The organism is Siminovitchia terrae (assembly GCF_003605405.2).
GTDB classification, from domain to species: Bacteria; Bacillota; Bacilli; order Bacillales; family Bacillaceae_C; genus Siminovitchia; species Siminovitchia terrae.
On record NZ_QYTW02000006.1, the window covers coordinates 112,519 to 136,338 of the forward strand.

Here is a 23,820-nt window from a genome sequence, read left to right on the forward strand (position 1 = left end):
CTCACATGGCAACACCGCTGCGAGAAGAAAGATAGTCTGTTTTTATGTTGGTGCTGTCATACGTTTTTTGTCCAAACGCTCCTTTTCATCTCGAACTCAGCCGGTTATAGGTCATTTGTTCGATGAAATTGAACTTACAAAACGACATTTTTTGGCGCCGTGCATAAACTCCTTTCAAAAGGGGACTTAATACCCTTGCATATAATTGTTAGCACCTTTGTTCAAATGATTATCCTCTAAAAAGCATTGGACAAGCTCATTAAATCGTTGTGGTTGGCACAAGTTGCTTGGGTTACAGGAATCCTCAATGACTTGTAAACGAGCATTGGACAACAGCCCTGCAGTTTCATTCATTTGCCTGATAACTGGATAGGAATGGTCCCCCGCAATACAAAGCGCGGGCACTTTAATTTGCGGCAAGAACGGGGTGAAATCAATCCCCCTGACCGCCAGACGCTGTTTATACCATTCTCCAGATCTTTTTTGCAGCATTCCTTTTCGAATTGCACGATAAGCCAAGTCCCACTTATAATAAGTGATCTTCATCGAGCGTAAAAAGAATTCACCTAGCAAATAATACGAGAGCGAACTGATGAGATCGATCATGGAGACGAATTTGCCAAGCATAGTTGTCCTGACATTTATACTCAAGCAGTCTGAAATCACGATTGCGCTTACTTGGTTTGGATACAAATTCGAGAATTTCTGAGCAATGATTCCACCATAGGAAACGCCAACAATTACAGCTTTTTTAATTCCCAAATACCCCAGGAGGAGACTTAGATCCTCACACTGGGTTTCTATAACTCTTCCAACCGGAACTTTCAAATTTCCAGACTGTCCGTTTCCTCTCAGATCAAGGAACACAGTTTGATACGATTGTTTAAAATAATTTTTTTGAATTTCAAACATTTCATGTGTTAGTCCAAGACTATGAATAAAGACGAGGGATGTTCCTTGACCACAAACTTCATAATATAGCGAAGTTCCATTCACTTTCCAAAGTGGCAACATTCCCAACTCCTTTTCGTTAACATCTATTAACTTTTTTCCATTAACTATCTGCTAAAACGTAATTATTTTTCATGAGACGATAAGCTATGTTACCCTTCATCTTGATAATAGCAAGCCTCAATATCCGCAATCACCAACACATCCATATGGCGTCCATAACGCAGAATCGGCCTGATTACGGATCGTTTCCATATTTTTTCCCACAAGGTCCGCTTCGATTGCCCGACAATCATCTGCGTACTTTGGATATCGTTGGCTTTATTCAGCAAAAGGTATGGAATCTGCCTTCGGCTCCGGGCAAACAGCATCATAAACTTACCGCCCAACCGCGCTGTCAAGTCTTCCAGCACTTTGATGCGTTTTTTCAACTCATCAGCAACCTCAGCATGATCGTGAACATACGTTACAACCCAGTCAGCCTTCAAACGATAAGCAATTCGAAACCCCCGCCTGATTAAGCGCTCAGCATTGGTGCTTAATGTTACCCCGACGAAGACCGTCTCCTGCTTTCTCCAAGGTCCGCGAAGCGAATCGTTTCTTTCCCAGGCTTCCAATCGTTCGTCCACATCGTCAGCGATTTCCCGTAGCGCCAATTCACGCAAAGCAATCAAATTGCCCATTCGGAAGAAATGATTCAAGGCTTGATCCACTTTATCTAGCGCATAGATTTTTCCTTCCCGCATTCGTTGCTGCAGCGTTTTTGGATCGACATCAATGAGCTCGACTTCATCGGCCATGCGCAACACGTGGTCGGGGAGGGTTTCCCGAACTCGCACGCCGGTAATCTGTTCAACCGCATCGTTCAAACTTTCCAAATGCTGTACGTTCATCGTCGAAATAACGGAAATGCCTGCGTTCAAAATGTCTACAATATCTTCGAATCTTTTTTTGTTTTTACTGCCGGGCACGTTCGTATGTGCCAGTTCATCCACGAGTACGACTTCCGGATTGCGGCGAATGATGGACTGGACGTCCAGTTCTTCCAGATTCGCTCCACGATACTCCAACTTCGCCCGCGGGATCGTTTGCAGCGAACCGACTTGCGCTAACGTTTCTTTTCGTCCATGCGTTTCGAGAAGTCCGATGACGACGTCAATGCCTTTCTTCTGCAAATCGTTCCCCTCGCGAAGCATCGCATACGTTTTCCCGACCCCGGGGGCGGCGCCGATGAGCACCTTGAATCGTCCTCTCCGGATTTCCCCTATTTTTCGCTCCACTTCCTGATCGCTTAGCCTGCGGTAGCGATCATCCGACCGACCTTCCGTCAGCATTTTGGTCGGCAGTATCCGCTCTCCTTCCTTTTCAGCACGATCCGCAACGAAGTAGATATCCGTATGTCTCGATTTTTTAAGGATGCCGTTTGTAATCGATCCCCGCCACAGCTCCTGCCAGCGATTTAGCTTGGAATGGCCGAGTACAATTCTCGTTACCTGATGCAAGGTTGCGTAACGAGCCAACATGCCGGGAAGCTTCCGTCTACTTGCCAAGGTGAGTTCTTCGAATTTAGTTCCTATTTTATCGGCCAATTTCAAGAGGGAACGCTTAAATGCAGTTGCTTCGCGAGACAGCATTTTTTTCGGATGGACAAATGTGACGATCATCAAATCTCCACCCAAGCGTTTGGCAATTTGTTGGCCGCGGCGGACATGAATGGATCCGTTCCAATGGTATTGCGCCGAGACGAGAATGCGTTCCGCTACTCCGGAAGGCCCGGTTAAACCTTGCTCCATGCGGTATTTTTCGTGGGAATCGTTCACATCTTCCGCCACTAGCCGCAAAGCCAGCTCCCGTAATTTTCCGATGTTGCTTCGCTCAAACAACATGGGCGAGGAGTCACCGTTGACATGCCCCTCCTCCAGCCGTTTCAGTATCGTTTCCGGCGATACGTCGATCAATTGGACTTCATCCGCCATCTCCAATGTGTTTGCCGGGACGGTTTCCTCCACCACGACACCGGTCCATTTTCTCGCCAGTTCCGTCGCGCCGTCGAGTTCGTACACGTTGACGGTTGTGATTACGCTGATGCCATGATTCAGCAAAAATTGGATGTCATCCAGACGTGTCGGAAACTGTGCTCCTTCCCGATTGCGATGGGCAAGCCCGTCAACTAATACCACTTCCGGATTGCGTTTGACCAGCGCCTCGAGGTTCAAGTCCTTACGCTCCATTCCATCCTTGATCCAGTGAATGCTGGGTACACGTTCCAAGTCTCCGAGTTGCTCCACCGTTTCCGGCCGCTGTCTTGTCGAAACCGCACAAATGACGACATCGATTCCCTGCTGCTTCAAATGCTGACCTTCCTGAAGCATGTGGTACGTTTTACCCGAACCGCTGACCGCGCCGATATAGATTTTGAGCCGACCACGGTGTAGCTTGGAAATGGAGTACAGGATTTCTTCCGGCGTCTTCCTGCGAAAACTTCCCACTCTTGTTCCCCCCTTGCGCAAGCTCTTTACTAAAATGCGATAACCCCGCCTATTTGGCCATAGGCAGGGCTCGCAGATGATATTTAACTATTTCATAAGTTCGCGCAGCGCGATGTTCAATTTCAACACATTGACTCTTGGATCCCCGAAAATCCCCAAATCCCGTCCTTCGGTATGTTCTTGTACCAGTTTCTCGAGCTCGCTCGAAGACAAACCGGTCGACTTGCTGATACGCGGAATTTGCACGTTGGCGGATTCTGGCGTAATATGGGGATCCAGCCCTGAACCGGAGTTCGTGATTAAGGCAATCGGCAATTGGCTAACAGGAACGTCCGGATTGTTTGCCTTCCACGCTTCAACGGATTCTTCCGTCCTTTTCAGCAAGTCCGGGTTCGATGGCCCGTAATTGTTGGAACCGGAGGCTTCCGCTTTGTATTCAATGCTGGAGACCCGGCCTTGAAAATATTTTGGATCGGTAAAGTTTTGCCCGATTAATTCGGAACCGATGATTTCTCCGCTGCTGCTTTTGATCAAACTGCCGTTAGCCTGATCTGACATCAAAAGTTGCGCGATGCCGGTGCAAACGAGCGGATACACAATTCCGCATAGCAATATGAACAACAAACTGAGCCGAATCATGGAAAACAAGTAAGATCCGCGGGAAAGTCCCTGAACATGCTGCTCTGAATGATTCATTCCATTTCAATCCTCTCTGTATTCCGTTTCAACTACACCCATAAGTGAACGACCATGTCGATCAATTTAATCCCGACGAACGGCGCGATGACACCGCCCAATCCATAAATAAGCAGGTTCCGGCTGAGCAATTGGGCGGAACTCATCGGTTTGTAGGCAACGCCCTTCATGGCCAACGGAATAAGCAACGGGATAATGATCGCATTAAACACAAGCGCCGACAAAATGGCCGACATTGGTGATCCGAGTCCCATTACATTCAATACGTTCATTTCCGGAATCGCCTGCATGAACATGGCCGGGATAATGGCAAAATATTTGGCGATGTCGTTCGCCACGCTGAAGGTGGTCAGAGCGCCGCGCGTCATTAGCAGTTGCTTGCCGATCGCTACGACTTCAATGATCTTCGACGGATCGGAGTCAAGATCGACCATGTTGGCCGCTTCCTTGGCTGCCGTCGTGCCGCTGTTCATCGCAAGTCCTACATCCGCCTGCGCGAGTGCCGGGGCATCGTTCGTTCCATCTCCGGTCATGGCTACCAGCTTACCGGCCGCCTGTTCCCGCTTGATCACGGCAATTTTGTCTTCCGGCTTGCACTCGGCGATAAAGTCATCCACCCCGGCCTCTCGTGCGATTGTCGCTGCTGTCAACGGGTTGTCTCCTGTACACATGATCGTTTTGATTCCCATCTTTCGCAACTGATCGAAACGCTCCCGCATGCCGGGCTTCACCGTATCCTTCAAATAAATGAGTCCGTAAATTCGATTGTCGACGGCAACGGCGAGCGGCGTTCCGCCCTCCGATGCGATCGCGTTCCCTTTTTGTTCCAAATCGGTGGGAATAACCCCTCCTTGTGCACTGACCCAAGCCTTGACTGCGTCAACCGCGCCTTTGCGAACTTTTCGTCCATTCGGCAAATCGATACCGCTCATGCGAGTTTCCGCTTTAAATTCTATGAATTCCGCACCTTCAGCCGCATTCGTTGGATACGTATACCCTTCTTTTTTCATGAGTTCGAGTACGGATCGGCCTTCGGGTGTTTCATCCTTCACTGAACTGACGGCTGCCCATTCGGCTACCGTCTCTACGGTCGTATCCCCAACCGCGATGAACTCGCTGGCCATCCGGTTCCCAAACGTGATTGTACCTGTTTTGTCCAAAATCATCGTATCGATGTCGCCTGCCGCTTCCACCGCTTTCCCTGACATGGCCAGTACATTGAAACGGGTTACTCGGTCCATCCCGGCAATACCGATTGCGGATAATAAACCGCCGATCGTTGTTGGAATGAGACATACCAGCAGCGAAATCAGAACGGGAATCTCCAATTTGATTCCAAGATAATCGGCCATCGGCGCCAATGTCACCACAACGATCAGGAAAATCAGGGTCAGGCTGACAAGCAGGGTATTCAGCGCGATTTCGTTTGGCGTTTTTTGTCTCTTTGCGCCTTCGACCAATGCGATCATCCGATCGATGAACGATTCGCCAGGGTCGCTTGTAATCCGTACGGTTATCCGGTCGCTAACGACCCGCGTGCCGCCGGTTACCGAACTGAAATCGCCGCCTGCTTCTTTGATGACAGGAGCGGATTCGCCGGTAATGGCTGACTCGTCCACGGAAGCGAGCCCATCAATGACCTCCCCGTCACCCGGAATCATCTCCCCTTGCGAGACAATTACAACATCGCCTTTGCGCAGTTCCGTGGACGGAACCACCTTCACGCTGTTGCCGGTCACTTTATTGGCCATGATTTCTTTTTTCGTCTTCTTGAGAGTGTCGGCCTGCGCTTTTCCTCTGCCCTCAGCCAATGCCTCGGCGAAGTTGGCGAACAGCACGGTAAATAGCAAAATTAGAAAAACCGCCAGATTAAATCCAACTCGTCCTTCGGTACCGAAGTAGCCCGGAAACAACGTCATTAACAACACGACGAACGTTCCTGCTTCGACGACAAACATGACCGGATTTTTCATCATGACAACCGGATTTAATTTGATAAAGCTGTCCAAGATCGCCTTTTTGACAATCTCTCCGGACAACATGCTTCTTCGTTTCGTATTCATGATCTCACCTCTTCTATTTCAGGAGCGTCAAATGTTCTGCGATCGGACCGAGAACAAGGGCGGGCAAAAAGGTCAAAGCTCCGATAATCAGTACGATACCGACGAGAATACCCGTAAACAATTTGGTGTCCGTGCGGAACGTTCCGATCGTTTCCGGAACCCATTGTTTCGCCGCCAGAGAACCGGCTACGCCGAGCAATGCCACAATGGAAACGTACCGTCCGAACAGCATGACAAGTCCCGTAGAAACGTTCCAGAACGTTGTGTTGTCAGCCAAACCTTCGAAGCCGGAACCGTTGTTCGCGGCGGAAGACGTATACTCATAAAGCACCTGCGATATGCCGTGGAAGCCGGGATTGCTGATGGCCCCTTTCCCCAAGTCCGTCAAAAAGGCAATGGCCGTAGGCGCAAGAATAATAAGCGGGTGAGCGAGAATCGCGATGGCAACCAGTTTCATTTCTCGAGCTTCAATTTTGCGCCCCATAAATTCCGGCGTGCGGCCGACCATCAATCCGCAAAGGAAGACACCCAATATTGCGTACATAAGCATGTTGACCAAACCGACGCCGTCGCCACCAAACACACAGTTCAGCATCATTTGCGCCAGCGGGACGAGACCGCCCAGCGGCGTCAACGTATCGTGCATGTTATTGACCGAACCTGTTGTAGCCGCAGTCGTAACCGTTGTAAACAAAGCCGACTGCGCTATACCGAACCGAACTTCCTTGCCCTCCATGTTGCCTTGCGAAGCGTCGATTCCGAGCGCATTCAGCGCTGGGTTCCCTCGCAGTTCCGATGTATAAACGATGGACAGGAAGGAGACAAACAAGATGAGCATCGCGCTGAAGATCACCCAGCCCTGTTTTTGATTTCGCGCGAATCTGCCGAACGTATACGTCAGCGCGGCCGGAATGCACCACATGGACAACATCTCGATAACATTGGTTAGCGGATTCGGATTCTCAAACGGGTGCGATGAATTGACGCCCATAAATCCCCCCCCGTTCGTTCCCAAGTGCTTGATCGATACGAGGGAAGCTACCGGACCGATCGCGATTTGCTGCGTCCCGCCTTCAAGCGTAGTCGCTTGAACGGTCGGACTAAGCGTTTGCGGCACTTTCAACGCAACTAGTGCCAATGTCACGATGATCGCCATCGGGATAAGCAAACGGGTGTGCGCTTTGACAAAATCGGTGAAGAAGTTGCCGAGCGTTTTCCCTTTGCTTGTCAAACCGCGAATGAACGCGATCGCTACGACGATGCCGGATGCCGCTGATGTAAACATCATCATCATAATAACAGCCATTTGCGAAAAATAGGACAGACCCGTTTCGCCGCTATAGTGCTGCAAGTTCGTATTCGTCATGAAGCTGATGACCGTATTGAAAGAAAGCGTTGACTCCATGTTATCGATGCCGTTCGGGTTGATCGGCAGCCATTTCTGGATGCGTAAAATCAAATAACTGACCGCCACCAAAATAACGTTGGTCAATATCAAGCTGAGCGTGTATCGTTTCCAGCTCATTTCAGCGCGGTTTTTCAAACCGGTCAGTCCGTAGATCAACCTTTCAATCGGTCCGAATATTTTGTCGGTCCGGTTGGGTTCATTGGAAAATACATGAAAGATGTATGCCCCCAAAGGTTTGACCAAAAAAACTAAAATCACAATGACCGCTACCAGTTGCAAAATGGCCATTTCATGCCCTCCTCAAACATATACAGATCATATTAAAATTTTTCGGGATTCACCAAAGCAAAAACGAGATATAAAAAAATCAAAACCGTAAAAACAGCAACTATTACCATGAGCGTTCTCCCCCCGATTCACCTGCAACTCGTCCGCACCAAGCTAAAAATAAGCAAAACAATCCATATACGCCACCTAGTGTTAAAATCATTGCGATATCCATCATGAATGATCATCCCTCCCTTCAAGCATGTACCCGGTACGTTTGCCTGATATGGATTCAGCTTTCGTTATCAAGCAGAAACGAAACATCATCGCTGCGGGTGTAAATGACATAGCTAGCGCCAAGTCCTTTGTAGATGAGTCTTGCATTGTTGCTGCCGGTGATGATATAGATCGGCTTGCCTGTCCAGGATCGGCAGATCTGAATGTATCGGCAAATCAAGGGCAAACTTGACTCAAACAAGTACACCTTCCCTACCGGTAACTCTGGAATGAGCCAGGTTTCCCGGTCTACAGTATCGACCATTAAGATGTGCTTGACGCCCAAATGTGTCAATCTCGACTTCTCTGTTTCATTATTGGTAATCGCTGCATAAGGTATTCCTTTGATTCGCAACGCTTTAATAAACTGCTCCCCGGTTTTGTTGGGCGCAGAGACGAGTACAAACTCATCTTGAGCTTCCATAGCCAATCTCCTCCATCCTGGTACAGGCAACAAAAAAGAAGCTTTCGGCAGAGGAACTCTTCGTCAGCTTCTTAGGCACGAAAAAACACCATGTCTAATCACGACAATTGTTGCCTCTCTTAAAGACGCTTACGAGGTTAGCTGTCGGATTCGGGCGTAAGAGTCGCCCTACGCCGGATTTACCGGCGATTCACCCCATGAAGCCGACAAGACCGGCTTCGATTGGTTCCCCCGCTCCTTCGTGTTAATTGAAGAATTCAGCGATTGAAACGATGATTATCATGTTCACGAAACACCACAGAGGCATAAGCACTGTGGTCGAAACTTACGATCACAAGCTTCATCATCCTCTCTCTACAAGGGCCACACTTTTGAAAAGAGCTGCTTCCGCATTTACGAGTTTTGCTTATGGATTCGGGCGGTGAGAGTCGCCCTGCCCCTGCCTAAGCTTCGTATAAGCGGGGGAATTCATCCCTTACGGATCCGGTTGACTTGCTCTCACACAAGCACTGATCCGTAGTTGGTTCCCTCTTGTTCCTGAGTCACAATTAAGCAACTGTAAATGAAAAACAACTCAATTCATGGACTTATTTTACTCATTATTTTGAGGTTTTTCAATCATTTTTACGAAATTTTTAAGCCCAGTACCGGTTTATTTTACTCTTTTTTTACAGTAACCTAGAGAGGAGAGACACAAAAAAGAGAAGGATGTGTTTTGCTATGCATAAATGGAATGCGGTATGGATTTCGTTGCGATCGTACGTAAGCACGACTTTGCTGATCGCTCTCATGACCATGGTATTAAAACCGTTTGGTCTTGCTTTTGACTTGGTCAATATTGCTCTTATCTATTTACTCCCGGTTCTTTTCAATGCCGTCTTCGGGGGACTGCGTCCTGCTTTCTACGCGGCGATCCTGGGTGTCTTAGCCTTTGATTTCTTCTTCGTGCCTCCTGTACTGAGCTTTACCGTATCAGACTTGCGCTATCTGGTTTCATTTGGCGTCTATTTGGCGGTGGCAGCATTAACGGCCAGCCTAGCGGCCAAGCTGAAGCAGCAGGTCCTCTTTTCCAAGCAAAGGGAAGCTCACACAGCTGCGTTGTACGCGCTTAGCAAGCAGATGAGCGCGATCGCGGACATCCATTCCATGCTGGACAATTTTTCCCGACAAGTTTCGCAGACCCTTGACACAGAAATCGCGATCTATTTGGCGGATGACCAGAATACCCTGAAACTTGCCCATGAGTCTGCCGATCTTCCTGACTGCAGGCAAGAGAATACGGAAATGTCTATCGCAAAGCGAGTGTTTGAGCACGTCGAGACGGCCGGAATGGAAATTTCGCGTTTGAACGAATCTCCGGGTTATTTTATTCCGCTTCGGACCGAAGACCGCACATATGGTATCATCGCGCTCTATCCGAATGAAGCGCGAACCGGGATCACAACCGAGCAAAAGCGGCTCTTCGAGGCTCTCGGAGGCTTGGCGGCCAGCGCAATCGCTCGCCTCAGGCTGGCGGAGGAAGCCCGAATTGCTCATCTAACAGCAGAGTCGGAACGCCTTCGTACTGCAATTTTGGATTCGGTCTCCCATGAACTACGCACCCCTTTGGCAACCATCATCGGCTCGGCAACCGGTCTGATCGAGGGCGGGCATATTTTCTCTGCAGAGGATCGAATGGAGCTTCTTGTCACGATTCGTGACGACGCCCTTCGTATGAATCGCCTAGTGACGAATCTGCTCAGCATGGTGCAGCTGGAGAGCGGGATGCTGCGCCTCAGGAAAAACTGGTGCGATGTGGAGGACTTGATCGGCGTCACGTTATCTCAGGTCAAAGACTTTCAACAACATCGAAAGCTGCGCACCGAGTTGCCGGATGACGGGCCCATTATGGTCCTGGGTGACGAAGTATTGCTAGAGCAAATGTTGGTCAATGTCGTGAGCAATGCGATCAAATACAGTCCGGATTATAGTGAAATCGTCCTGTCAGTGAAAACCGGGGAAGCAGGCGTTGTCATCTCGGTCTCCGATACGGGGATTGGACTGAACGAGGACGAATACGATCGGATATTCGAAAAGTTTTACCGTTCAACCGCTGCGAAGCAAATAACCGGTACGGGATTGGGACTTGCCATATGCAAAGGAATCGTCGAGCTTCATGAAGGAACGATATCGGCGCAGCCGAAGGAACCGCGAGGGACCATTGTAACGATAACCCTTCCCTTAAACAAGCAAGACGACTTGCTTGCAGCAGCTGAAGAAAGGGGAACCACGAATCATGACCATGAATGAACATGGGGCTCGCATTTTGATCATCGATGATGAACCCCAAATTCGAAAGCTTCTGAAGGTAACCCTGCAAGCCCATCAATATGCCATCTACGAAGCCTCGACAGGAGAGGAGGGCCTCCAACAGGCATCCTTGATGTTGCCGGACTTGATCATACTTGATCTCGGGTTGCCGGGCATATCCGGCATGGAAGTGCTCGGCCGCATCCGGGAATGGTCAAATTCGCCGATCATTGTGCTGACGGCAAAAGACAGGGAGGAAGATAAAATCGTCGCGCTCGACAGCGGCGCCGATGATTATGTAACCAAGCCGTTCGGGATGGGAGAGCTCGTCGCTCGAATGCGTGTTGCGCTGCGGCACGTAGCCAAATCGTCGAATGAGCCCATCCTCCAGATCGGCGAGCTGACCATCGACCTGGCACAGCGAAGCGTGGAGTTGAAGGGAGAACGGATCAAGTTGACCCCAACAGAATACGATCTGTTGAAAATTCTCGCCTCCAACGCCGGGAAAGTAGTCACGAAGCGTCAGCTGCTCCAACAAGTATGGGGCAGCCACCACAATGAGACCGACAGCCATTATTTGCGGGTGTACATCGGACATCTACGCAAAAAACTCGAGGAAGACTCGACTCGGCCCAAGTTCATTCTGACGGAGCCGGGGATCGGCTATCGCTTCCTGTCCAGGGAGTAACAGAGTCGCTTACCTCGGCTACGTCCATCCTCCGTTCAAAAACGTAAGAACGGGACCTTCGTGTAGAAATATTGCCGTCTCCGTAAGTTTTTGTCCGATGCATCCGTTTTCGTGCACGAGAAAAGGCTAAAAATCAAAAATAGGCGTTGGATTCGGCTTTTACATTGTCTTGCAAAAAGCGTATGATCTCTATCAACAACTTCAAATTCATTTGAATCGCTGAATTCCCTAAGGGGAAACGGGGGAACCAACAGAAGCCATTAAATGGTTTCACGGGGTGAATTCCTTGTCTGCTTGGCACTTGGAAAGGGTACTCTCAAGCCCTAACCCGACAGCTAACCTCGTAAGCGCATTGAGAGAGAACCGTATCCGAGCTGCGTTTGTCTGATGGACTGACAACAGACTGCCCGAGAGCTTCGTTTCTCTGCTCTTCGGGCTTTTTGTCGTACCCAAAAAAACATTTAGGGAGAGTGGCAAGCATGTTACACGTGCAAGAAGCGGATCCACTGCCGGGTCTTGAATCGCCCGGTTTTCGGTATGAGGAGAGATAATGACAATGCGCCCCTGATTTAGCGCATTCATTATTCGATCTGCCTGAATGTCGATAATCCGTGCCTTCCCGTGGTTGGCTTCTGTACGAATGCCGGCTTGCCAGCCGGTTAAAGAGACCGCTTGTTCGCCCAGGGCGTGCAGCGCCATCGACAACAGGGCAACCGAAACTTGTTCTCCTGTACTGAGCAGCATCCATATTTTTTTGCTAATGGACACGCAGCTAGAACAATCCCACTCCTTCGTTCAGGATCTCCTGCCACAATCACAGGCTTATCCTGTAAGGTTGCATCTCTAACTTTTTCTACCGAAGCATAAAAGCTCTGCATGTCGACCAAGAATATTATCTTATCTTGCATCACGCTCCCATCCTTTTGCGTAATATATCTACGGATAGTATGTTATCGAGTCTAAAAGTGCGAAATTGTTTCTTTGTGTAACAGTAAGCTTTGATTAACGAATCCTCGACCTTGAGCACTCTTATAATACGCTGTGATATCTGATTTGAGTTATTGATGTATATAATAGCTAAAGGAGTTTTTAAAATCATAGATCGCCTAAGTAACCCATTCATTACTATTTTCCTCCGAACATTTGTTTGTACTCATTATACCCAAACGTACGTTTTCTAATCAAGATAGTTTTGATTGGTAATAAATTCTTCTCCCCAATTAGCGTATGATTCGCACCCAAATTAAAAAAAGAAAAAGCAAGAAAAAAATGCCCAGGGTTATTATGCCTGTGCATTTTTTTCTTGTCCTATCCATTGTTCCGCAAACGCGCCCTATTGCGGAACATTCATTTCAAGTTTTTCTCATAACAATTACATTCGTGTACCCGATTAAATTTTGACTTAACATATCCCTGTTCAGATCCCGAATAGTGAGCAAAGGCTTGTATGATTTGGAATTCTGACTCATTATTTGGTCTCATTACTTTTTCAAGTTCATTGCCCCCTTCAAGATACACGTGCAAATAAGAATAAGCCTTATCAAAGCCATTCTTTTCATACCACTTATTAACCCATTGGTCATCTCTAGTCCAAGCCTCTAAATAATCTAAACCTTCTTCTTCAGCAATCTTTTCAGCTTTTTCTAGTAGTTTACTGCCAATGCCCATTCTCTGGTAATCTGGATGTGTAGCTATATGCCATATCATTCCACCAAGCCCGTTCCCCTTTGTGCATACTGTTTTTTCTTCTTTTTCATACTCAATATCCAATAAACCAACAACCTGGTCATTATGTATTGCAACCAGTTCAATTGCAGGATTTTGATATTTTTCCTTTTTAATTAAAACATTATCAAAATATGCAGTGTCTAAAAACGCAAGTACCCTGCATCGGATCCAGCCAACTTCATCGTTTGGATTATAAAGCCTAATCTCCACCCTAATCCCCCTCAAAAATCTCTCTTATTCCCTTCACAATATGGCCCGTTTGTTGAATAAGCCGTCATCTTATAATCTAATTTAGCACAAAATTCCTTGTTCCTTTCAACGTTTTCAGTGTACCGAACCCGTTAGAATATTTAAAGTACAGGATTTCCAGTTGGACGGTCGTATGGTAAGTGTTCATCTTAAAAAAGACAAATGGCACAATAAACGACTGCAACCAGGAACTATAAAGGCAGTACAAAAATATATCAAAGAATATAGGTTGCAGCCCCAAGATTATTTTGCAGGAAAGCGAAGGAAAGATGGGAAATTTGATGGTGTGAAAATTTCTGAAACCGCTTATCGCAAACAGCCGTGTTAATACATTGCTTAAATGCCAGTTCCTCCTACTCTAGTTTTTATTTTCATAGTAATTATTCCTGATATTACAAAACCTTATATCCTCTATTAAACACAAAATTTCCTCTGGAAGCTTGGTAAACAAAAATGCTTTTAAATCCTGTTCTATTGCCATTCTTGAAACACTTATATACGATTAATTGGTTGTGATTAGTATTTGTGGTAGAAAAAACATTTAATTGCTTATAGCTCTTACTGTGGTCATTAGTCTTTTTTCTTATCTCTTTTATGAATTCGGGATTAAGCGAGCGATTGTTGTCAGTCTCATTCCCGCTTCTTATAGAAAGTGTAGGCAGATGATATTTATTTAATGGAATCTGACTATTTGCGATTTCATAGGTATCAATCAACACCAAATTCAATTCATTGGAGGGATATTCCATATTTCTTTCGGTGACAACAACCGATTGGTCTACTTCCTTGACCGCACTATCTACGATAGACTCTGGAAATATATCATTCAAAAGCAATTTGTATTGTAGATATATTGGCACTCTGACTAAACTAACTTTTCCATAACCAAGTATTTTGCTAGCTAGCCAATAGACCCATAATGGATGATCATTATACTTATCTCCTGTGTTAAACACTTTATTTTTATTAATTCTTCTTATCAAGATATAAATAATTATGGATAAAATCGCACCACATACAATGGAAATAACTGTTTCATTTTTAATGATGCTTTTTATCGATTCATCAAACTTTGATACATCCGCACCCCAGAGAGAAAAAACAGCATACGCTATCTCCTGAAGTGGATAAAAGATTCCTACAATTGCCGGCGACAAAATTAAAAAACATTGAAACAGAACCTTATTCACTATCCATACTCCCTTACCTGAAATATTTTATTCATTATACACGAGGTATTAATTTTCTCCGCTTCTTCATTTGATTCTCTTTCCACTTATCATAAATAAGAGTAAAAATTTCTTTATCAGTTGCATATTCCTTCCTTGTCATAACATCTCTATATTCAACAATTTTTTTATGCAATGAACATTTTGCTACTATGCGGTTACAACCACATGGACATTTCTTTTTATTTCCCCTGTTTGGTTTTTGGCTTAATATATCTAGTAACTCAATGACTTGATTAATATATTTGAGATCAAAAACCTCCAAGTAATCTTGAATTAGTCCTTCTACCCCGTGATATAACTCGCCAAATACAAAGCTCCCTTTGCCTTGAAGTTTAAGTGCGATTGCATAAAAATATGGAATGACACATGAGCAAATAAATCCATCCAACGTGGGGTTATCCTTAATTTGTTTTCTTAAACTCAATGGTGATCCTAAACAAAGGGATGAATCGGAAAAAGTATGGAAATCCAAAGTTTTGGGAAATCTGTTTCCTACTTCATAGACAGTAGGTATTTCTTTTGGAAAACTCTTTGGAATGACAATTCTTATTAAGAACTTGTCCTTTATATTCCCATAAGTGTCATTCTTAATATCTAATGATAAAATACCATTCACAACATATTCGTTGGGATTTGAAGGAGCCAATGACATTTGAGGGTTATTTTCTAAGAACTCTTCTAATTCTTTAATCTTAATATGTATCACCCCAAGGCTTTGGTGGATTTTTAGGTAAACTTGTTGCAACCCGCTGCTTGTCATTGTTTGATTTGTATTTCTTGTTTAATAAACTTTGATCTATTTTCAAAGAGAACTTTTTATCCAAAATTACACTTGCTACTTCATAATCTGTTGTTTTCAATAGGTTGTTAAAATCAACTTTTGCTTGCAACAACCAGTTTTTGAAATTGCCTTCTAAATCTAATTCTTTGCCTTCTGGCGTTTCCCAACGATCTGTAAAATCCTCATTGGGGTTTACGGGATTAGGAACTCTTGGGAAACTTGAGTTAATATATCTCGGCATATTTTCCAAGAGATTTAACATGGCGGTTTCGAGATTTAATTCCCCATTATAAGCCCTTGCTGCCAATGTTGTTATAATAATAGAAATTGGCTTACTATCATTCTCTCCAAACATATTGTCCCGATGTCTTTTTAACAATTGAATACATCTTTGAAGTATAGTTTTTCGACTATACGTAGGAACGGGAGCTATTGAGGAACGATTGTATATTCCATATTCACCTGTTGTCATCCGGCTTTCAAACCATTTTATATATCCCTCTGGGTTACTAATATTCCAGTCTTCTGATATGATAGTGTAATTTTCAAGACGATCATCAGTAATGTTGATAGCAGCATCAACCATGGAAGTATTTAATAACTCATTATAATTATAGGCATCATGCAACTTTTGTTTGTAGTCCGCCTGCTTATCGCTATTTAATGGAATGCAAGGAACTATGTCTAAATGGAATTTAATATCATCCATATACTCCAATCTCCAACAGCGATGTTTTTCTTCTAACTTTTGCTGAATTCCTTTTGCAACTCGATAACTTTCAAGTTCAACACCAACCATTTCTTTTAATTGTTTTTGTGTATATAGTGATTTAAAATTCGGAACGTTAATCTTACAACCCATGTCTAAATCATATTCTTCTTTATCGGTTATAGGTTTAATTGTAGTACCTAATGCAAATGAGCCTTGTGGAAATATATCTATATCGACGTCTTTAAGAGAACTTTTTTCTCGACCGAACCAATCTCCCAACGACTTATATCTATTAACTGTTTTTTCTATAACATAATCGGGCAAATCTAGTTGTTCAATCATTTCTTCCAACACACTTTTTCTGTCCGCTACTATCGACATTTACATTTCCCCCTTCATATTGGTTAATGTTACCATTTTATTATACCATATATAGTATCACAGAATATAAGTCCCCACAATATATAGTTGGTTTTGCCCATAAAAAATACCACTTAATATAAATCTGTAAATATAAAAAACCGCCCGATTATTTTCAGGCGGTTTTCATTTGGATACTTTTGCATAAGTCCAGCAGTATTAAGTGTTACGATAGTACCTCACTTAGTAAAATCCAACTCGAACCTTTAATGTCGTCATTGTATTCATCCATACAAATGAACAACTCATTATTGCTCTTATCTTTACGGACAAAACCACCTTTGAGATTATGTTTGTTCAGATACCTCTTTAGAACCTCAAACTTCTTTGGAGAAAATTTGTCAATGTCCTCACTTTCTCCTGTCCTGCTGAACCCGCCCTTGGTTTCTATAATCCAAATTTCGCCGTCTTTCGACAGAACATAATCCGGGTAAAAGGACTTTTGTTTGCCGAAATTATCTTGGTAGACAATTGAAAAATACTCACTGCCTTTATCTCCGTTTTTGTATAACCACTCTATACTTTCTGCTTCCTCGCAATATTTCTCGAAGGATTTTTCGGAATCGGATCGAACTTCTGCTGATGATAGATAGCCAGAATAAACATTCCTATCGTATTCTCTCTGGACTCTATTCTCCCCGTCATATGTGAACAGGTACTCTTTCGGCAAATGAAATGGCGTTTCGATTATCCCGTTGAGTGAAAGCGTCTCTTGGATGTCCATGCTTGACATGGCTGACTGAATATCTTCTTTTAGTTTGTAGAAGTTGTTAATGACGAAGGCGTATACTTCTCTTGTTTGGAGACGCAGAATCTTTTGATCGTATCGCACATTTTTATCGAACAAACGTCGGATGATCGTGTTCATTTGTTCATATTGTAAATTCAGGCTCAACCCTAAAGCACTTATCCTATTGTGATATTCACGCCCATGTTTATGGGTATTCAAGGGTTCGACCAACTGAACACTTTGAAGGTTCTTAAATTCATCGGAAGTCAATGTGCGAACTTCACCCGTATAGATTTTCTTTACAATTTCCTCCGAGAATATATACCCTTTTGCTTCTAAACGTGTTTTGTTTTCTCCAGTTTTGGTAGTGACTCCGTATTCCATTTGATAGAATCCCAACAGTGATTTTAATGCTTGTATCGCATCTTTTGATATGGATAATGACGATTTTTGTTCACTGATCAAAGTCACATTCCTGTGTTTCTGCTTCAAAAATAACTTTACCGCATCCAATGCCCCTTTTCGTAGGTGTAGCTTAACCCCTTCGGTGAATTTTTCATCGAACGTGTACAGATAGCAGGAATCCAACAGATCATTTTCGTAATGTTTGGCTTCGGGCATCCGTCTGATACGTCCTATTGTCTGGATTTCAAATGTCTCGCTTGTATTTTCACGCAGTTTGACAAGTATTTGGGCTCTTGGACAATCCCACCCCGTAGCGACCGCTTGTTTAATAATCACAGCGATTGGCTTTGCATCAAGATTTTCTATTTCTTCTAGGTTCTGTTTCTTATTATTCAGCCAAACAGCAAGTAGCCCGTTTTCATACGTCACATCTTTACTCGCCAAATAGAGTTCCACTTCGTTCTGCAAGACATCGCTATTATTCGGCAATTGGATGATAATTAAAGGGTTCGTGATCGAATCGTGTTCCTTATAAACCTTTTTGAGTTCTGCCTGTTTTTCTAATGCTTTATCTAACAAGTAGCCTACCTGATTATCTACCGTGATAGAACGACCGAAATCCTCATTTATAATTAACATTTTTTTTATAAGCCCTTCTGCAATCACATCCACTTCATCAACTTCAATCAATGTGGCATTCACCAATTTCTTAGGCGTTGCAGAAGTGCGTATTATCTTTTTCGGTTTGAACAACTGAATGATGTCATCCGCCTTTACGGTATCGTTCTGATGGGATTCATCCACAATGATGATGAATGATAAACCGTTATTATGTGCTTGGGTGATATGCTCTTGAAAATTAGTTTTCTCGCTTTCTTTTAATGCGTTGTTACCCTTTTTGGTCAATTTCTCCCAATTGATAAAGCAAGCATCGTTTTCCTTAAAGCCTTCGGCCATCACGTCCGGTAATAGTTTCGTCTGACTGTTATGAATATACCTGTCCATCTTTTCCTTACTTTGCTCTTCTAAATCACCCTTGCCGGGTGTTAGCCAAACAAAGACATTATCAAACTGCCCTTTTCCATACTCGTCTATGAAATGAGTGAGGATGATGGTCTTTCCCGATCCAGTAGGGCTTTTGAGAATAACCTCCCGCTTATCATCCTCCATGCTTTCGATTAGTTTCCCGATTGTCTGCAACTGAAAATCAGCCAACTGTATCATATCATTAACCCCTCAACTCGTTATAATAGTAATCTGGTATTACATTTACTTGAATGCTATGCTTTTTGAATAACTCTTGCTGCTCTCCGCTTAACAGCACATCATGACCAAGATAGACGGTTTTACAAACAGGATTGTCCTTTGTGTTCTGTACAAACTCTTCTAACTCTTCATCTGTCAACACGATTGTAATTTCTTCCGTTTCAGAGAAATCAATCGCATTCTCCAACTCTACCAACTCTCTTACATGGCAAAGCAGGTCATCCGCATATTCGTAATAGAATCGGTTTTCAATAGGTATGAAATCGACTTTAAAGTATTTCAGGCTTTCCTCATAATTATCCAATTCTATAACCCGCTTGATCCGCTCGTATGTAACGTCACGACAGATTTTGTTTTGATTATTGGTGCAAAGAATAAATTTCCTGTTTTCGCCTTCTTCTTGATTCAGTTTCATCACCGCATGTCCCGTTGTGCCGGACCCTGCGAAAAAGTCCAAAACAATGCTATCGGAATCCGTGGTCGCTCTTATGATTTCCGAAATTAAGTCTATCGGTTTCGGATAGGGGAATTTTTTGGTATCGAATATCTTTTTCAACGCAGATGTGCCTTTTGTGGTATAGAACGCCTTTTCCGTCCAGATAGTAGGAATTTCCGAACCCACCGTCGTATTTTCTCCAAAAACCAAGGTAGGAGCGTCTTTTTCACTTCCCTTCACTTCCAACGTGCCATCTTCAATCTTCTTTATCACACCTGATGGGAGATATTGAATGCTGAATTTATTTGGATGGTTTTTCACTCTGTTTTCGCTCACCTTGATATAGCCTTTTTCCCAATCACTCATTAAACGAGTTGCAATTAAACGCCAAACGCAATCTGCCCTCCTGCTGCTAACTGGAAATACCGCTACCGTTCCTTCTGGTGCTTCGTCATAATCGAAAACAAAGTCCGACAATTCTCCTGTATAGGTTCCGTCTTTGACCCGATCCGCTAAAGAAGGTCCGGTTCCTACTATATGATGCGTTTTCTTATCAATGAAGATTGGATATGTTTGGTTTGGTCGTTGCGTTTTGTCAAACGTACTTAACGTCAAACCTTCAAACGGGCTTCTTGTAACTCCGCCTACAAAAGTCATTCTGTTTGGCTTGAAATCATGGGGAGTAACGAAAACTACATATTCATGTAAATAATCAAATCCACCGGAAGGTTTTCCACCAGACGTTTGAACAGTAATGCACACAACTTGTCGATTTAGGAATAATTCTTCGCATAGCAAGACCAGATTATGAACCTCTTGATAACCAATACTAATCGCAAGGATACCTTTTGCTGTCAGTAGTTTGCTTGCCAACTTCAAACGACGTTCCATAAATGACAGCCATTTACTATGCCGGAAGCCATCTTCCAAATCGACAAATGTATCATCATATACAAAATCCTTGTTTCCCGTATTGTAGGGAGGATCAATATATATCAAATCAATCTTTTCTCTGTGTGTTTTTGTCAGCAATTCTAAAGCCGCAAGATTATCTCCTTCAAGCAAAAAATTCATGTTTCCCTGGTTCTTAATCAATAACTCTGTATCTTCTTTCAAGACGGGCGTGTTTTTCTCCAATATGTCATCAATTGTTTCCTTATGCTCTTCAAACACCAGCCCGAATTTCTTTCCATATAGATCCTTCTCTAACTCTCCGATATAACGTAATAACTTTCTTGTCTCGTCATCAGTGGAATGATTTTCGACAAAAGACTTGATTTGAGTAATCTTTTGTAAAAAATCTTCCCTTTTTTGTTTTGATAAATTTGTGCTCATACAGCTACCTCTCTTTGACTTTCTACTATTATATATGGCCCGAAAATTCGAGTTCCTTCTATTATATAGTCACTTTTTATAATCCATAAATTTATCGACTGTAGCATCCGCTACGTTAAGATAATGTTTATCCAAGGTTTCAAGCGAACGGTGTCCAGTCTGTTTAGCAATGGTAGACAGGTCAGCCCCCGCGGAGTGCATAAAGGCAACCATCGTTTTACGAAAATTATAGGGCGTATAGCCCGTCCATTTTTTCAACTGTTTACGATAAGCAGTTTCTGATATCTTGACCCCTTCAAAATTTCCACCTTTGCTTCGCCTTCCAATAAAGTAATCCTGGGGCTGCAAGCCATACTCTTTGATGTATTCTTGAACAGCTCGTACCGTTCCCGGTTGCAGTCGCTTATTATGCCATTTATCTTGTTTCTGTAAAAAGACGTTCACGATGCGGCCATCCAATTGAAAGTCCTGTATTTTTAAGTTAACCATTTCATTTGGACGGTTGGCGGTATCCAGATTGACAAGGCAAATCGCCTTTGCTCTTGTATCCAATATGTCGATGATATTTAGCAGTTCGTCTAAATCAACTGGCAGCTTCCCTGTTTCCTTCTTTAACCGTTTCCGGTCGTCTTCTTGATACAATTTACGGATGTTAGCGACCGTTTTTCTTATTTCTTCATCGAACGAGATATCGTATGTAACGCTAAAGTATTTTCGTAGGGCGACCACCCGTTTTTCCCACGTGTTCTTTTTCACAGCTTCTTCGGTGATCGACACAAACAAAAAATCCATTAACGATTCAATTGTTTCTAATTGTCTAGTTTCTTTACAGTATTTTTGGTACATACGGATTTCACTTCGATAGCCCGGTGGAATCCTTTTTTCAACTTCTTTTAATTTTTGTTCTTGTTCAGCATGACGTTTCCGATTCTCAAAATCTCTCGTAAAGACGACATTGCCGTTTTTTATCACTGAACCACTCCTTTTCAAAATATTTATGTTCTTTTCTCTCATTCTCCATTTTATCATATAGGTTACGATAACAGAGCAATATCGTAACCTATAATTAATTAGTTATCACACTTTTCAAAACAGGTTTCATTTGATTACTTCTGCAATTTAGAGTATTGTTTGAATTGAATGTCAATTATTACAAGGGGGTATGACAATGAGGACTTTTCGTACACTTGCACAAGCGGAAAAAGATAGAGATAAATTACAAGACTATATCAACCTAATTGAACATTACCAACCCAAGACCCTGACACAATATGTTGTATTCGAATATGCGTTGCAGGGGAATTTACAAAAGGTAGCTGATAACCTTAACAGACGGGGCATTCATGCAGATGCTGAACCGTTAACTCCTGATCTTGTGAAAGAATTCCTAATGACTACGCCGCAGAAGGAAGACGAGTTACATAAACAGGTTAGATCTCTTTATTTAAAAAGGACACGGCCAGCACGAAGGAAAAGTTAAAAACAATAAAAAATCGCCATCCAAATAGGCTTGGCGATTTCTTTTGCTAATCTTCTGTTGTTTCTCCTTTATTTATTGTCAGCAAAGCGCAATTAGAGTTTTCCTTCTTTAAACTTTTTCATATCTTTAAGCATCTTTGTTTCCTCTTTCAGTGATTTAGTTAATATTTCTATTTCCATGTTTTCTTCCAGTTTTTTATTTTGTTCAAGCAGAGCATCCATTTTCATAAAATCAATAAACGCTTCCTGAAGAAGCTCTTTTATCTCCAAATGAATGATTTCGTGAAAGATGAGTTCTTTTTTCTCTGCTTGTTGCAATACGTCACAAAGTGTTCTAAAGGTATGTTCGTATTTATCCATCAATGGATGAAATACATCCATATCTTTTTCAAATAGGTTTATAATAGTATCGATTTTCTTTCCGTTATCGTTGATTAATTTAATATCACTATAGTATTGAAATTTATGAGCGTATGAATTCATCAGGTCTAAAATCTCTACATAACTTTTTCCTAATAACTTTTTGCATTTTTTTGTCCTTCGGTATTCGTTATACATACGATCAAAATCAAAGTCATTATAGGATAGAATTAAGAGAAGATAAAGAACTGCCACACATAAAAAAACAAATACGATTAAAAAAGTTATAAGTACCATATTAATCCCCCTTGATATTATGATTGCTTATTAGGATAGGACGATACAATCTTAAAGAGGTTCCTTCGAAAACACGACATCATTAGTGCGTCGTGTAAACACCATTAGTGAGTCAACTCCTTCTCAACTAGACTACTCATCCTTTTGGCTTCCCGATGAAGTAAAATAGCCAGCATTCTTCTTTCTTCTGACATCGCTTCCTGATCACTTTCCAACTCAACAACATAGGATTCTAATTCGTTTACGGTCGCTGTAAGTTGATCAATCAATGCTTTTTGCTCCCTGATAACACTATCTTTATTGATGATTGCTGATTTAAGGTTGGAAATTTCTTCTGTATAAGTAGCTGTTTGTTCAGAGTGAATTGGCTTGGAAACATCATTTTTTGGACTTGCATTTGAATTTCCTTTCTGCGGATTCATCTGATCGCGGTTTCCTCTTACTCTTGCTAACTCCCAATTTTGACGACGATTTGTAAGCGTCTGAAGACTTACACCGAAGTGATTTGCAATAGCAGTATACGTCATCCCTTTTTCCCTCATTTGATTGACAGCATCTTCGGTAATTTCAATTGAGTGTTTCTTGGTAGACAAGCTTTTCACTTCCTTTGTTTTTTCTTTTTTATATCTCCGATTCTTACTTAGTTTCAATAGTTCTTCTCCTATCTCCCTCATGCGAACGGACGCTGCGCAACAAGTTTCATGTTTGCTTCTTGCTGATGAGCTAGGTTTTTTACAAGATTCACACAGCTGGCTTTTTAAAATATCAAGTTCATGTAATAACTGTATCCTTTTTGCTTTTTCTTGCTTCATAATCTGTTCATTCATCTCACATCCCCC

The 23,820-nt window shown here is 43.1% G+C and carries 20 protein-coding genes, 2 pseudogenes and 2 riboswitches; of the genes and pseudogenes, 4 read left to right on the plus strand and 18 right to left on the minus strand.

Going from position 1 to position 23,820, the window contains the following annotated elements; translation table 11 throughout:
• Positions 1 to 186: 186 nt before the first annotated feature.
• From D5F11_RS08630 to D5F11_RS08660, 7 genes are all read right to left on the minus strand, one after another.
• Positions 187 to 1,014 carry an alpha/beta fold hydrolase gene (locus D5F11_RS08630; protein ID WP_120117242.1) on the minus strand — a complete coding sequence of 276 codons (828 nt, stop codon included), beginning with the start codon at positions 1,012 to 1,014 and terminating at the stop codon, positions 187 to 189.
• Positions 1,015 to 1,103: 89 nt separating this feature from the next.
• Entirely contained in the window at positions 1,104 to 3,440 is a 2,337-nt protein-coding gene (locus tag D5F11_RS08635; protein WP_120117241.1) for a histidine kinase, read from the minus strand.
• A gap of 87 nt (positions 3,441 to 3,527) precedes the next feature.
• Positions 3,528 to 4,136, minus strand: coding sequence for a potassium-transporting ATPase subunit KdpC (kdpC, locus tag D5F11_RS08640; RefSeq protein ID WP_120117240.1), 609 nt, complete (start codon positions 4,134 to 4,136; stop codon positions 3,528 to 3,530).
• A gap of 32 nt (positions 4,137 to 4,168) precedes the next feature.
• Positions 4,169 to 6,199 (minus strand): potassium-transporting ATPase subunit KdpB, encoded by a 2,031-nt coding sequence (gene kdpB, locus D5F11_RS08645; RefSeq protein WP_120117239.1) that lies wholly within the window; start codon positions 6,197 to 6,199, stop codon positions 4,169 to 4,171.
• Between the two features lie 13 nt (positions 6,200 to 6,212).
• Positions 6,213 to 7,895, minus strand: coding sequence for a potassium-transporting ATPase subunit KdpA (gene kdpA / locus D5F11_RS08650; RefSeq protein ID WP_120117238.1), 1,683 nt, complete (start codon positions 7,893 to 7,895; stop codon positions 6,213 to 6,215).
• A 32-nt stretch (positions 7,896 to 7,927) separates the two neighbouring features.
• On the minus strand, positions 7,928 to 8,005 hold the full coding sequence (locus D5F11_RS28040; RefSeq protein ID WP_120117282.1) for a potassium-transporting ATPase subunit F: 78 nt from the start codon (positions 8,003 to 8,005) through the stop codon (positions 7,928 to 7,930).
• 161 nt (positions 8,006 to 8,166) lie between these two features.
• Positions 8,167 to 8,574 carry a hypothetical protein gene (locus D5F11_RS08660; RefSeq protein WP_120117237.1) on the minus strand — a complete coding sequence of 136 codons (408 nt, stop codon included), beginning with the start codon at positions 8,572 to 8,574 and terminating at the stop codon, positions 8,167 to 8,169.
• A gap of 111 nt (positions 8,575 to 8,685) precedes the next feature.
• A riboswitch (cyclic di-AMP (ydaO/yuaA leader) is annotated at positions 8,686 to 8,847 on the minus strand.
• Between the two features lie 447 nt (positions 8,848 to 9,294).
• Between D5F11_RS08660 and D5F11_RS08665 the strand changes: the two genes are divergently transcribed.
• Both D5F11_RS08665 and D5F11_RS08670 read left to right on the plus strand, forming a co-directional pair.
• Positions 9,295 to 10,863, plus strand: coding sequence for an ATP-binding protein (locus tag D5F11_RS08665; protein WP_120117236.1), 1,569 nt, complete (start codon positions 9,295 to 9,297; stop codon positions 10,861 to 10,863).
• Positions 10,850 to 11,551 carry a response regulator gene (locus tag D5F11_RS08670; RefSeq protein WP_120117235.1) on the plus strand — a complete coding sequence of 234 codons (702 nt, stop codon included), beginning with the start codon at positions 10,850 to 10,852 and terminating at the stop codon, positions 11,549 to 11,551. Before D5F11_RS08665 ends, D5F11_RS08670 begins: the two co-directional genes overlap by 14 nt.
• Positions 11,552 to 11,758: 207 nt before the next feature.
• Positions 11,759 to 11,917, plus strand: a riboswitch (cyclic di-AMP (ydaO/yuaA leader).
• Between the two features lie 177 nt (positions 11,918 to 12,094).
• Here D5F11_RS08670 and D5F11_RS27335 read toward each other — a convergent pair.
• From D5F11_RS27335 to D5F11_RS08685, 3 genes and pseudogenes are all read right to left on the minus strand, one after another.
• Positions 12,095 to 12,298: pseudogene (locus tag D5F11_RS27335) on the minus strand (aspartate kinase); the annotation flags it as partial.
• Positions 12,295 to 12,459 (minus strand): annotated as a pseudogene (locus D5F11_RS26210) (Y-family DNA polymerase); the annotation flags it as partial. The pseudogenes D5F11_RS27335 and D5F11_RS26210, both read right to left, overlap by 4 nt.
• Positions 12,460 to 12,898: 439 nt before the next feature.
• Positions 12,899 to 13,495 carry a GNAT family N-acetyltransferase gene (locus D5F11_RS08685; protein WP_120117281.1) on the minus strand — a complete coding sequence of 199 codons (597 nt, stop codon included), beginning with the start codon at positions 13,493 to 13,495 and terminating at the stop codon, positions 12,899 to 12,901.
• A gap of 154 nt (positions 13,496 to 13,649) precedes the next feature.
• On the opposite strand from D5F11_RS08685, the gene D5F11_RS08690 reads away from it, so the two are divergent.
• Positions 13,650 to 13,856, plus strand: coding sequence for a hypothetical protein (locus D5F11_RS08690; protein WP_120117233.1), 207 nt, complete (start codon positions 13,650 to 13,652; stop codon positions 13,854 to 13,856).
• 64 nt (positions 13,857 to 13,920) lie between these two features.
• Here D5F11_RS08690 and D5F11_RS08695 read toward each other — a convergent pair whose 3' ends face one another.
• From D5F11_RS08695 to D5F11_RS08720, 6 genes are all read right to left on the minus strand, one after another.
• A complete protein-coding gene (locus D5F11_RS08695; RefSeq protein ID WP_120117232.1) occupies positions 13,921 to 14,718 on the minus strand; it encodes a hypothetical protein in 798 nt (265 codons plus the stop codon).
• A 34-nt stretch (positions 14,719 to 14,752) separates the two neighbouring features.
• Positions 14,753 to 15,505: a hypothetical protein gene (locus tag D5F11_RS08700; RefSeq protein WP_126646536.1), complete on the minus strand. Its 753-nt coding sequence runs from the start codon at positions 15,503 to 15,505 to the stop codon at positions 14,753 to 14,755.
• Positions 15,453 to 16,634: a nucleotidyltransferase domain-containing protein gene (locus tag D5F11_RS08705; protein ID WP_120117230.1), complete on the minus strand. Its 1,182-nt coding sequence runs from the start codon at positions 16,632 to 16,634 to the stop codon at positions 15,453 to 15,455. Before D5F11_RS08705 ends, D5F11_RS08700 begins: the two co-directional genes overlap by 53 nt.
• Before the next feature lie 205 nt (positions 16,635 to 16,839).
• Complete coding sequence (locus D5F11_RS08710; RefSeq protein ID WP_120117229.1) at positions 16,840 to 19,032, minus strand: DEAD/DEAH box helicase; 2,193 nt, start codon at positions 19,030 to 19,032, stop codon at positions 16,840 to 16,842.
• Positions 19,033 to 19,036: 4 nt separating this feature from the next.
• Complete coding sequence (locus D5F11_RS08715) at positions 19,037 to 20,845, minus strand: site-specific DNA-methyltransferase (RefSeq protein WP_185830591.1); 1,809 nt, start codon at positions 20,843 to 20,845, stop codon at positions 19,037 to 19,039.
• Positions 20,846 to 20,914: 69 nt separating this feature from the next.
• Entirely contained in the window at positions 20,915 to 21,817 is a 903-nt protein-coding gene (locus tag D5F11_RS08720; protein ID WP_245998153.1) for a tyrosine-type recombinase/integrase, read from the minus strand.
• Between the two features lie 196 nt (positions 21,818 to 22,013).
• Here D5F11_RS08720 and D5F11_RS08725 point away from each other — a divergent pair, with 196 nt between their 5' ends.
• On the plus strand, positions 22,014 to 22,325 hold the full coding sequence (locus D5F11_RS08725) for a hypothetical protein (protein ID WP_120117227.1): 312 nt from the start codon (positions 22,014 to 22,016) through the stop codon (positions 22,323 to 22,325).
• A 92-nt stretch (positions 22,326 to 22,417) separates the two neighbouring features.
• Here D5F11_RS08725 and D5F11_RS08730 read toward each other — a convergent pair whose 3' ends face one another.
• Positions 22,418 to 22,981: a hypothetical protein gene (locus D5F11_RS08730; RefSeq protein ID WP_120117226.1), complete on the minus strand. Its 564-nt coding sequence runs from the start codon at positions 22,979 to 22,981 to the stop codon at positions 22,418 to 22,420.
• Positions 22,982 to 23,085: 104 nt separating this feature from the next.
• The gene (locus tag D5F11_RS08735) at positions 23,086 to 23,808 is read right to left on the minus strand and encodes a hypothetical protein (protein ID WP_120117225.1); all 723 of its coding nucleotides are present in this window, start codon (positions 23,806 to 23,808) and stop codon (positions 23,086 to 23,088) included.
• Positions 23,809 to 23,820: the final 12 nt, after the last annotated feature.

Bases quoted from the DNA above. Each gene is read 5' to 3' on its own strand.
- kdpA (WP_120117238.1), bottom strand. From the start codon at position 7,895: ATGGCCATTTTGCAACTGGTAGCGGTCATTGTGATTTTAGTTTTTTTG.
- D5F11_RS08670 (WP_120117235.1), top strand. From the start codon at position 10,850: ATGACCATGAATGAACATGGGGCTCGCATTTTGATCATCGATGATGAA.
- kdpB (WP_120117239.1), bottom strand. From the start codon at position 6,199: ATGAATACGAAACGAAGAAGCATGTTGTCCGGAGAGATTGTCAAAAAG.
- D5F11_RS08725 (WP_120117227.1), top strand. From the start codon at position 22,014: ATGAGGACTTTTCGTACACTTGCACAAGCGGAAAAAGATAGAGATAAA.
- D5F11_RS08705 (WP_120117230.1), bottom strand. From the start codon at position 16,634: ATGTCGATAGTAGCGGACAGAAAAAGTGTGTTGGAAGAAATGATTGAA.
- D5F11_RS08710 (WP_120117229.1), bottom strand. From the start codon at position 19,032: ATGATACAGTTGGCTGATTTTCAGTTGCAGACAATCGGGAAACTAATC.
- kdpC (WP_120117240.1), bottom strand. From the start codon at position 4,136: ATGAATCATTCAGAGCAGCATGTTCAGGGACTTTCCCGCGGATCTTAC.
- D5F11_RS08630 (WP_120117242.1), bottom strand. From the start codon at position 1,014: ATGTTGCCACTTTGGAAAGTGAATGGAACTTCGCTATATTATGAAGTT.
- D5F11_RS08730 (WP_120117226.1), bottom strand. From the start codon at position 22,981: ATGGTACTTATAACTTTTTTAATCGTATTTGTTTTTTTATGTGTGGCA.
- D5F11_RS08660 (WP_120117237.1), bottom strand. From the start codon at position 8,574: ATGGAAGCTCAAGATGAGTTTGTACTCGTCTCTGCGCCCAACAAAACC.
- D5F11_RS08735 (WP_120117225.1), bottom strand. From the start codon at position 23,808: ATGAATGAACAGATTATGAAGCAAGAAAAAGCAAAAAGGATACAGTTA.
- D5F11_RS08665 (WP_120117236.1), top strand. From the start codon at position 9,295: ATGCATAAATGGAATGCGGTATGGATTTCGTTGCGATCGTACGTAAGC.
- D5F11_RS08715 (WP_185830591.1), bottom strand. From the start codon at position 20,845: ATGAGCACAAATTTATCAAAACAAAAAAGGGAAGATTTTTTACAAAAG.
- D5F11_RS28040 (WP_120117282.1), bottom strand. From the start codon at position 8,005: ATGGTAATAGTTGCTGTTTTTACGGTTTTGATTTTTTTATATCTCGTT.